The 9,984-nt window shown below is 42.3% G+C and carries 7 protein-coding genes and 2 pseudogenes; 2 read left to right on the top strand and 7 right to left on the bottom strand.

What is annotated here, in order from left to right; all coding sequences use genetic code 11:
- Positions 1-110: 110 nt before the first annotated feature.
- The 4 genes from HT701_RS06400 to HT701_RS06385 are packed head-to-tail and all read right to left on the bottom strand — an operon-like array spanning position 111 to position 3,275.
- Positions 111-344: an acyl carrier protein gene (locus HT701_RS06400; protein WP_000136445.1), complete on the bottom strand. Its 234-nt coding sequence runs from the start codon at positions 342-344 to the stop codon at positions 111-113.
- Between the two features lie 5 nt (positions 345-349).
- Positions 350-1,342 carry a phosphate acyltransferase PlsX gene (plsX, locus tag HT701_RS06395; protein WP_023932889.1) on the bottom strand — a complete coding sequence of 331 codons (993 nt, stop codon included), beginning with the start codon at positions 1,340-1,342 and terminating at the stop codon, positions 350-352.
- The gene (gene recO, locus HT701_RS06390; protein ID WP_023932887.1) at positions 1,339-2,109 is read right to left on the bottom strand and encodes a DNA repair protein RecO; all 771 of its coding nucleotides are present in this window, start codon (positions 2,107-2,109) and stop codon (positions 1,339-1,341) included. The genes plsX and recO overlap by 4 nt, the downstream gene beginning before the upstream one ends.
- The gene (locus HT701_RS06385; RefSeq protein WP_119919609.1) at positions 2,106-3,275 is read right to left on the bottom strand and encodes a pyridoxal phosphate-dependent aminotransferase; all 1,170 of its coding nucleotides are present in this window, start codon (positions 3,273-3,275) and stop codon (positions 2,106-2,108) included. The genes recO and HT701_RS06385 overlap by 4 nt, the downstream gene beginning before the upstream one ends.
- 148 nt (positions 3,276-3,423) lie before the next feature.
- Between HT701_RS06385 and HT701_RS06380 the strand changes: the two genes are divergently transcribed.
- Complete coding sequence (locus HT701_RS06380; RefSeq protein ID WP_023935482.1) at positions 3,424-4,434, top strand: YeiH family protein; 1,011 nt, start codon at positions 3,424-3,426, stop codon at positions 4,432-4,434.
- Positions 4,435-4,555: 121 nt separating this feature from the next.
- On the opposite strand, the gene HT701_RS06375 is transcribed toward HT701_RS06380, so the two are convergent.
- The gene (locus HT701_RS06375) at positions 4,556-4,993 is read right to left on the bottom strand and encodes a CoA-binding protein (RefSeq protein ID WP_054388194.1); all 438 of its coding nucleotides are present in this window, start codon (positions 4,991-4,993) and stop codon (positions 4,556-4,558) included.
- A gap of 83 nt (positions 4,994-5,076) precedes the next feature.
- Complete coding sequence (gene polA / locus HT701_RS06370; RefSeq protein ID WP_172931329.1) at positions 5,077-7,710, bottom strand: DNA polymerase I; 2,634 nt, start codon at positions 7,708-7,710, stop codon at positions 5,077-5,079.
- Positions 7,711-8,154: 444 nt separating this feature from the next.
- Here polA and HT701_RS11870 point away from each other — a divergent pair.
- Positions 8,155-8,647 (top strand): annotated as a pseudogene (locus HT701_RS11870) (IS66 family transposase); the annotation flags it as partial.
- A gap of 222 nt (positions 8,648-8,869) precedes the next feature.
- Here the strand turns inward: HT701_RS11870 and HT701_RS11465 are convergent.
- Positions 8,870-9,202, bottom strand: a pseudogene (locus tag HT701_RS11465) (N-acetylmuramoyl-L-alanine amidase family protein); the annotation flags it as partial.
- Positions 9,203-9,984 lie beyond the last annotated feature (782 nt).

The raw sequence follows: 9,984 nt of genomic DNA, 5'->3' as shown, positions 1-9,984 counted from the left end.
CAAAACACTGTTTTGAGGTGGCAGATAGAGCTGACATGGTTTGAAGAGATTTTCGAAGAGTATTAAGCCAAATAAAAAATTCCAAAGCAAATGCCTTGGAACTCCGATTTCTATTTTGCTTGAATGATTTTAACAACATCTCCTACACTTTGGAGTTGGTCAATTTCTTCGTCGCTGATTTCGATATTAAATTCATCTTCCAGTGTCAAGATAAACTCCATCAAGTCAACTGAGTCAGCATCCAAATCGTCTTTCAGACTCAAGGATTCTGTCACGACAAAGTCCTCTCCCTGTCGCTCTTGGATAATGGTTACAATACGGTCAAAAATTTCTTTTTCTGTCATCTCTTTTATTCTCCTGAAAATTCACGCGCAGTCTGGGCAACTACGTCTGTTTCTAGCATGGTACGAATCTGGCGAATCGTACTATAAACAGCCTTGGCATCGCTTGAGCCATGAGTCTTGACAACAGGTGCCTTGACACCAAACAAGACCGCTCCACCAACATCTGAGTAGTTGAGCTGTTTTTTCAAACCTCTGAGGCTATCCTTGAGAAGGAGTGCGCCTAGTTTCGCTCGAAGACCACCACCTGTAATAGCTGTCTTGAGCAATCCCATGATTCCCATGGCTGTCCCTTCGATGGATTTGAGCACAGCGTTTCCCGTGAAACCATCTGCCACGACAACATCCGCAACGCCATTCATCAAATCACGTGCTTCCACGTTTCCGATAAAGTTCAAACTTTCATCAGCTGCTAGTAATTCGTAAGTTTCCTTACGAAGCGGGTCACCCTTGCTACTCTCTGTTCCATTGTTAAGTAAGCCAACACGTGGTTGCGCAATGCCACGGACATTTTTAGCATAGAAAGAACCTAGAACCGCATATTGATGGAGGTGCTGGGCTGTATTTTCTGCATTGGCACCGAGGTCCAGCATGTCAAACCCCTTCCCATCTACAGTCGGCAAAGTCGACATAAGTCCAGGACGATCGATGTTCTTGATACGACCCACGATGAAGAATCCTGCCGCCAACAAGGCACCTGTATTCCCAGCCGAGAGAACAGCGTCTGCTTCTCCTTCTTTGACAGCCTTGGCCGCCAATACCATACTGGCATTTTTCTTCTTCCGAATAGCTCTCGTAGGTTCATCGTCTGAATCAATCTTTTCATCCGTATGGATAATGCTGACGCGCTCTGTCGCTGTCAGATATTGCTTGATTTTAGCTTCATCTCCGTAGAGTTGAACCTCAATATCTGAAAAGTCAGCTAGGGCTTGATTGACACCCTCAACGATGGCTTGAGGTGCGTAATCGCCCCCCATGGCATCTACTGCGATTTTTTTCATTTCTTTTCCTCTTTTAGTAATTGTCCCCAGTCTGCTAGGGAATCAATAAATTTCTTTGATTTTAGGTGAATCCCAACGTACTCTTCGTAGAGCTGATCCATAAACTGGCGTAAGTCTTGCTTGATATCGGGCTTGAGCGAAATGGTCTCCAAGGTCTCAAAATCAATGGCTTGAAATTGATTGAGCAGATAAGGGATATTGGGATTGAGATGGCAACGTCTCTCATCCTCATGATAATGCTCTGAACAGAGGCAGGCTCCATATTTGAAAGAAAAGTCAAAAGCCTGACCGACCCGATGGCAAAAGACACACTCATTAAAATTAAGGCTGATCCCAAATCGAGTCAAAATTTGAATTTCAAAAATATTGGTCAAAACCTGATAATCCAAGCCTGCTTCCATCAACTCCAAAGTCTTTTGCAAAAAAGCAAACAAGGGAGCATCCTGCTGATTGTCCTGCAAACTAGCATCTGCAAGAGCTGCCACATAGGTCGCATAGGCCATGACAAAGAGGTCACTATTAATCTTGGGAAAAGTCATGACCTCATGATAGTCTTCGATGTAACTGAGTCCGTCATCATTGATTCGCAAGAGAAATCGTGCCAGCACCAAGGGCTGAATAACAGGCGCCAGCTTAGACTGACCAGCGTGTTTGACAAAAAACATGCGTTTGCCAACCTGCTCTGTAAAAATCTTGACGAGCTTGTCATCCTCACGAAAATTGCGATTATAGAGCACCAAGCCTTGACTCGTGATAGACTGAATCATGCTTCTCTCATATACTCCTCAAGTCGTTTCATGGCTTCTTTGATAGTCTCCATGCTGGCTGCATAAGACAGGCGAACATAACCTTCTCCATAACACCCAAAGGCAGCACCAGGGATAAAGGCAACAGCCTTCTTCTGAGCAAAATCCTTTAGAAAGGCAAAGGAGTCTTGGTTGTAACCAGCTGGAATCTTAGCAAAGATATAGAAGGCACCGTCTGGTTTGATAATCTCAAAACCAAGAGCAGTCATTTTCTCGATAATATAATCACGACGCTGGATATATTCCTTCTTCATAGGCTCCGCATCGTTTTTACCAGCCGTCAAGGCCTCCACCGCAGCGTGTTGCGCCATGGTATTTGCGGCAGTCACCAAGTACTGGTGACTCTTGATTAACTGAGCTGTGAAGGCCGCAGGAGCGAAAATTAGTCCCAAACGCCAACCGGTCATAGCATGCGATTTAGATAGACCATTGATAATGATAGCCTGGTCTCTCAACATCGTTCCTAGAGATACATGGGCTTCGCCTGTATAGGTCAATTCTGAGTAAACCTCATCACAGACAACGAAAATTTCGTACTTGCGTAAAACGTCTGCCAAGGCCTCCAACTGCTCCCGACTATAGGTAATTCCTGTCGGATTAGCTGGATAGTTGAGAATAACCGCCTTGAGCTTGTCTCCCTGCTCCAAAATGGCCTTTTCCAACATCTCAGGAGTCAAGACAAAACCATTTGCAGTTGTGTCAATCTCGACAATCTCTGCCCCAACTAGATTGACAATCGGTTCATAACCTGGATAGGCAGGAGCTGGCAAGAGCACCTTGTCTCCCTCTTCCAAAATAGCTGTCAAAGTCGCAGATAAAGCCTCTGTCGCCCCAATTGTAACCAGGATTTCATTTTCAGGAGCATAGTCCAGTTGGTACTTTTCCTTAACAAAGTCACTGGCTGCCTGACGTAGAGTCAGCAGACCACTCATCCCTGTATAGTAGGATTGGTTCTGGTCAATCGCTCGCTTGGCCGCCTCCTTGACATGATCTGGCGTTGTAAAATCAGGTTCCCCCAAGGTCAAACGCAAGACCCCAGGAATCTCCGAAATAGCCTGGTCAAACTGACGAATCAACGAAACTTGAATCTTATCTAACTGTTTATTAAAGCGCTTAGTTAAGTCCATAGATACCTCCTACTGTAAAAACGTATCTCTATTATACTACAAAAGCCCCCCGACCGCAAAAATACATAATAGAATAACTTTCCACTTTCTACTTTACTTTTCCTGTTTTTATGTCTATAATGGTAAAAGATTTTATTTGGAGGTTTTTATGTCATTTCTATCAAAAAATGGAGCAGGTATCTTGGCCTGCCTTCTCATTTCTATCGTATCTTGGTACTTAGGAGGATTCTTCCCTGTGATTGGCGCGCCCGTTTTTGCCATTTTCATAGGCATGCTCCTACATCCCTTTCTCTCGTCCTATAAACAACTGGATGCTGGTTTGACCTTTAGTTCCAAGAAGTTGCTCCAATATGCCGTTGTCTTGCTTGGTTTTGGTCTCAATATCTCGCAGGTCTTCGCAGTTGGCCAATCTTCACTCCCTGTCATCCTGTCCACTATCTCAATAGCTCTGATTATTGCCTACCTCTTCCAGCGTTTCTTTGCACTGGATACAAAACTGGCTACCTTGGTTGGAGTAGGTTCTTCTATCTGTGGGGGTTCTGCCATTGCAGCGACAGCGCCCGTTATTGATGCTAAGGAAAAGGAAGTAGCCCAAGCCATTTCCGTTATCTTTTTCTTCAATGTCTTGGCTGCGCTCATCTTTCCAACCCTCGGCACCTGGCTTCATCTATCCAATGAAGGCTTCGCCCTCTTTGCAGGGACTGCGGTCAACGACACTTCCTCTGTAACGGCTGCCGCCAGCGCTTGGGACAGTCTTTACCAAAGCAATACCCTCGAGTCTGCAACCATTGTTAAACTCACACGTACTTTGGCCATTATCCCTATCACGCTCTTTCTCTCCTACTGGCAAAGTCGCCAACAAGAAAACAAGCAAAGCCTACAACTGAAAAAAGTCTTCCCACTTTTTATCCTTTACTTTATCCTTGCATCGCTCCTAACCACCCTTCTGACCTCTCTCGGTGTGTCTAGTAGTTTCTTTACCCCTCTCAAACAACTTTCCAAATTCCTCATTATCATGGCCATGAGTGCTATCGGTCTCAAAACCAATCTAGTAGCTATGGTCAAATCCAGTGGAAAATCCATTCTTCTTGGAGCCATCTGCTGGATTGCCATCATCCTCACCACTCTTGGTATGCAGACCCTTATCGGCATTTTCTAATACTCTTCGAAAATCTCTTCAAACCACGTCAACGTCGCCTTNNTTGAGCAGCCTGCGGCTAGTTTGCTCTTTGATTTTCATTGAGTATAACACAAAAGGTAGCCCACCAGCTACCTTTTTCTTATGCTTCCTCAATCAAGCGTGTATGTTCTCTCTTGATGCAACGATTCATCACGATGTCATCACATCCACCAGCACGCAAAATCTCTTCTGCTTCTAGACTTTCAAGTCCTAGCTGTGCCCAAAAAATCTTAGCATCAGCCTTGAAAAAATCACGCGCCACATCTGGCAAAAACTCACTGCGACGGTAAACATTGACAATATCTACAGGAAAAGGAATCTCTGCTAGACTAGCATAAGCCTTTTCACCCAATATTTCGCCACCTGCCGCCTTGGGATTGACTGGAATAATTTTATAACCCCGAGCCTGCATTTCCTTGGTCACTCGATTACTGGTTGTTTCCTCACGATCTGATAACCCCACTACAGCAAGGGTTTTACTCGTTGCGAGATACTGACGAATCACGCCATCACTTGGATTGATAAATTCTTGACTCATAGAAATCCTCCTTTTTCATCAGTATAGCACATTTTGAAAAGGCTTGCATAATTCTACTACAAAAAGGAGGACTAGCCCCCTTTTTATTTAGCCTCGTACCAGGTTGCCCCTTCATTTTCATCTGCGATGAGGGTAACACTGAGTTGAATGGCTTCTTCCATGGTTTGTTTGACCAATTTTTTCATCTCTGCCAATTCAGATTTAGGAACTTCAAGGACGATTTCATCGTGCACTTGCAGAAGCATCTTAGTCTGATAACCACCTGCAACCAAGGCTTTATCTAGCTGAATCATGGCAATCTTGAGAATATCTGCTGCCGAACCCTGAATAGGAGAATTGATGGATGTCCGCTCCGCAAAACCACGAATATTAAAGTTGCGCGAATTGATATCTGGCAACTCACGACGACGCTTGAAGAGGGTCTCCACATAGCCCTTATCACGCGCCTCACGCACCACTTCATCCATGTAGTTTTTAATACCTGGGAAGCGTTCAAAGTAGGTATCAATGTAGGCTTTGGCCTCCTTACGGCTAATGCCCAGATTATTAGACAAACCAAAGTCTGAAATACCATAAACCACTCCAAAGTTAACCGCCTTGGCATTGCGACGATCGTTTGCAGTCACATCCTCAGGACGCTCAATGCCAAAGACCCGCATGGCTGTCGAGGTATGGATGTCCGCTCCCTCTTGGAAGGCCTTAATCAAGTGCTCATCCTTAGAAATATGCGCCAAAACGCGCAATTCAATCTGTGAATAGTCCGAGCTGAGCAATACACTATCCTCCCACTCAGGCACAAAAGCCTTACGAATGAGACGACCCTGCTCCAAACGGGCAGGAATATTTTGCAGGTTTGGATCCACACTAGACAGACGACCTGTTTGGGTCAAATCCTGCACATAACGAGTATGAATCTTGCCATCATCCAAAATCCAGTCCTGCAAGCCAATTACATAAGTCGATTGAATCTTAGCAATTTGACGGTAGTCTAGGATTTTCTTAACAATCGGAGCAATAGGAGCCAAGCGTTCCAAGACATCCACCGCTGTCGAATAACCTGTCTTGGTTTTTTTAGTGTATTCTAAAGGAAGTCCCAATTTTTCAAAGAGAAGCACGCCCAACTGCTTAGGCGAGTTGATATTAAACTCCTCACCAGCCAACTCGTAAATCTCTTGAGTCAGTTTTTCAATGACAAGCTCATTTTCAGCCTGCATCTCACACAAAGTCTCTTTCTTGACCCTAATTCCAGCTATTTCCATCTTGGCAAGGACAAAAGCCAGAGGTTGCTCTATATCATAAAGAAGCTCTAATTGCCCATTTTCGCTGAGTTTTTCAAGCAAAATAGGCTCTGTTTCAACCAAAACAGCAAGTTTACAAGCTAAGTGTTCCAAGAATTTCTCACGTTCAGGAATGGCCTTTTTAACACCCTTACCGTAGAAAGTTTCATCATCAACCAAGTAAGTCTGACCATAAAGACTAGCGATGGTCGCAATTTCATTGTCCTCCACAGTCGAAAGGAGGTATTTAGCCAAACGGATGTCAAAAGCAGGCGCCTGCAAATCCACACCCAAACGTTGCAAAAGAACTTTAACCTTCTTAAAGTCATAAACTCTCAGAGATGTTTTTTCTAAGAAATCCTTGAAAATCGGGTCTTGCAACAGCTCAAGCTTGTCTGTGGCATAGAGCTTATCCCCACAAGACCAGGCAAATCCAACCAAATTATCCGTATGGTAATTCTCACCAAAAAGCTCAAAGTGGAAGATAGACTCTTCACTCAGCATATCTTGACTGATTTGGTCAACAATAGTAAAATCCAAACTCTCAGACACATCAGCTGACGACACATTTAAAGCCTGCTTGAGCTGTTTGAAGCCCATCTCATCGTAGAATTTTCCAAGATTTTCAACATCTGGACCACTATAGACCAAGTCCTCTAAACCAATCGCAATCGGTGCCTTGGTATCAATGGTCGCTAGTGTTTTAGACAAAAAGGCCTGTTCCTTATCATTAATGAGATTTTCCTTCATCTTAGAAGCCTTCATCCCATCGATATTTTCATAAATCCCCTCAAGCGAACCATACTCCAGCAAGAGTTTGATACCCGTCTTTTCACCAATTTTGGTCACCCCAGGGATATTATCCGACTTATCACCCATGAGCGCCTTGAGATCGATAAACTGAGTCGGTGTGATGCCCATCTTTTCCATGAGATAATCTGGCGTAAAGGCCTCAAACTCAGCCACACCTTTCTTGGAAATTTCAACCACCGTATGCTCATCCGTCAGCTGAATCAAATCCTTGTCCCCACTGACAATGGTAATATCAAAACCATCCTGCTCTGCTAGTTTATCCAGTGTCCCAATGATGTCATCCGCCTCATACTGAGCCAACTCATAGTGACGAATCCCCATATGATCCAGCAACTCACGAATAAAAGGAAATTGCTCACGAAACTCATCCGGAGTCTTAGCCCGACCACCCTTATAGTCCGCATACATCTCTGTACGGAAAGTCGTCTTTCCCGCATCAAAGGCTACTAAAATATGACTAGGCTCAACCCGCTCCAACAAATGGCTCAACATCAACTGGAAACCATAAATCGCATTGGTATGCAAACCAGCCGCATTCTTAAAACGGTCCAACTGCTGATAGAGCGCAAAAAACGCCCGAAAAGCAACAGAAGACCCATCAATCAATAATAATTTTTTCTTATCCATACACCCATTATAAAGGAAAGAATCAAAAAATACCATTGGAAAGAGCCATACCCAATATTTTTCATACTTTTTCCGAATAAATAGATAGAAGCATTGAAACTAGTAAACTTAGATTTAAAAATGTGCTATAATGAAAGACAAACTATAAAAAAAGTCAATAGTTTATCTAAAATATTTCTTATTTCAATTTGATGATTTAGCGATGATTTTAGAGCACGGCAAAAATCCCTTGAAAAAGTCCATTTTTTTCAAAGGTAATCTTGTGTTAATTTCAGAAATTACATCACTTTTTGTTCGTCAAATGGTAGCTCTTTTTTAGGAGATAAAACATGGTTCGGATAAGTTTTTTTTGCAAGGTGGATGATGGCTACATTGTAATGTTTTCCTTGTTCTAACTTAGTCTTAAACTAGGCCTTAAAAGCAGGTGAAAAGCGATTGCATGCTTTGCCAGCTGATGAACGACTACAGAAACGTCAAGAAGAGCTCCACCCCCTAATGGAAGATTTCTTTGCTTGGTATCGATGTCAGTCAGTTTTAGCAGGTTCAAAACTAGGAAGGGCTATTGAATACAGCCTCAAGTATGAAGAAACCTTTAAGACCATTTTAAAAGACGGACATCTGGTCCTTTCCAATAATCTAGCTGAACGCGCCATTAAATCATTGGTTATGGGACGGAGTAAAAGAGTCCAGTGGACTCTTTTAGCCTAAGCTAAATTTTAAAAAGCGAGGGTGGTTGTTTTCTCAAAATTTTGAAGGAGCTAAAGCAAGAGCTATTATTATGAGCTTGTTGGAAACAGCTAAACGTCATCAATTAAATAGTGAGAAATAGCTATCCTATCTTCTAGAATGTCTTCCGAACGAGGAAACTCTCGTAAACAAAGAGGTTTTAGAGGCTGATTTACCATGGACTAAAGTTGTACAAGAAAAGTGCAAATAAGAAATCTCCAGATTAGGAACTATCCGTGAGTTCTCTAGGCTGGAGATTTTTCAATATACTTCGTTATTAGGCGGTTACGACTGAAATATCGTCTTGTTCACTTTTTATTTTCTTCTAACCAATAGACGGAGTTGCAAGGAAAATGCCAAAAACTCTACCCCTATAGCTAACAAAGAGCAAAAAAACTAGGAGAGAACTCTCCTAGTTTTAAATTATCTTGGATTATTTAACCCACTCACCGTTGTGGTTTACTTTATAACCATCTACAGTTGTATTAACTGCAAGAGCTCCTGACGCGTATGAGTAGTACCATTTACCACCAACTTGATACCAACCAGTTGCCATTGCACCTGATGATTTCAAGTAGTACCAAGTACCGTTATCTTTAACCCAACCAGTTGCCATTGAACCGTTGTCGTTTAGGTAGTACCAAGTACCATTGTCTTTAACCCAACCAGTTGTCATCCAACCAGCTTGGTCAAAATAGTACCAAGTTCCATTGATTTTTTCCCAACCATTAGTTGTGTAAGAACCATCAGCGTGTTTGTACCACCAGCGAGAACCTGATTTAATCCATTCAGCTTTTTGAGCAGGTGTTTCAGCAGAAGCTACTAATTGAGGAGTTTTCAAAAGAGTTGCTTTACCATTTTGTACTCGAACTGTTAATTTATATGTTCCACGTTTAGTTTTAACTTCAACAGTACTATTAGCTGATTTTTCATACTTAATCTCAACTGCTTTACCATCAAGTTTCAGTTCATTACCTTCTTTATCATAAACCTTAACATATCTATCGGTAACAACTCTTTGTTTATTAGATTGTTGAGATTGTTGAGATGCAAGGTGAGACTTAATATCATCAATAGTCAAATCACCATTTTCAGTAGTATTAACTTTACCACTTGCTTCTTCTCCACGTTTAGCTGCTGCTTCTGCTGCTTCTGCTGCTTCTTTAAAGAGTTTAGAAACTTCTGCACTTGGTTCTGTTCTCTCATCAGCTGCAGGTTTAGCATTTGGCAATGTTTGAACATTAGCCTCACTAAAAGTTGCTGTATCAGCTGAAACAGCTTGTACAGCACCAAATGCTGCAAGAGCGACTGCGCTTGTCAATAAAACTTTTTTCATCGTTTTATCTCCTTTGTTTTTCTTTAAAATATTTTTTCGTAAGACTACCTTACTACCATAGATTATATAAATATTTGCAGGATTTGTCAAGAGTTTTCTTCGAGTTTTTAAACTTTTTACCTATTTTTTCAAAAAAGCCAAATTTCAAGTTCAAGTTAGCCATCAAGAAGTCTTCTCTGGGTGATTTGTAGTGCAAGCATTTTTTAGGATAG

The sequence above is a fragment of the Streptococcus sp. 10824 genome (assembly GCF_013276595.1).
In the GTDB taxonomy this organism is placed as follows: domain Bacteria; phylum Bacillota; class Bacilli; order Lactobacillales; family Streptococcaceae; genus Streptococcus; species Streptococcus pseudopneumoniae.
This window is presented reverse-complemented; position numbering and strand designations above follow the sequence as displayed.

What these genes read in the sequence shown, in the direction of transcription:
- polA (WP_172931329.1), bottom strand. Translation starts at nt 7,710, where the DNA reads ATGGATAAGAAAAAATTATTATTGATTGATGGGTCTTCTGTTGCTTTT.
- HT701_RS06385 (WP_119919609.1), bottom strand. Translation starts at nt 3,275, where the DNA reads ATGGACTTAACTAAGCGCTTTAATAAACAGTTAGATAAGATTCAAGTT.
- HT701_RS06375 (WP_054388194.1), bottom strand. Translation starts at nt 4,993, where the DNA reads ATGAGTCAAGAATTTATCAATCCAAGTGATGGCGTGATTCGTCAGTAT.
- HT701_RS06400 (WP_000136445.1), bottom strand. Translation starts at nt 344, where the DNA reads ATGACAGAAAAAGAAATTTTTGACCGTATTGTAACCATTATCCAAGAG.
- plsX (WP_023932889.1), bottom strand. Translation starts at nt 1,342, where the DNA reads ATGAAAAAAATCGCAGTAGATGCCATGGGGGGCGATTACGCACCTCAA.
- recO (WP_023932887.1), bottom strand. Translation starts at nt 2,109, where the DNA reads ATGATTCAGTCTATCACGAGTCAAGGCTTGGTGCTCTATAATCGCAAT.
- HT701_RS06380 (WP_023935482.1), top strand. Translation starts at nt 3,424, where the DNA reads ATGTCATTTCTATCAAAAAATGGAGCAGGTATCTTGGCCTGCCTTCTC.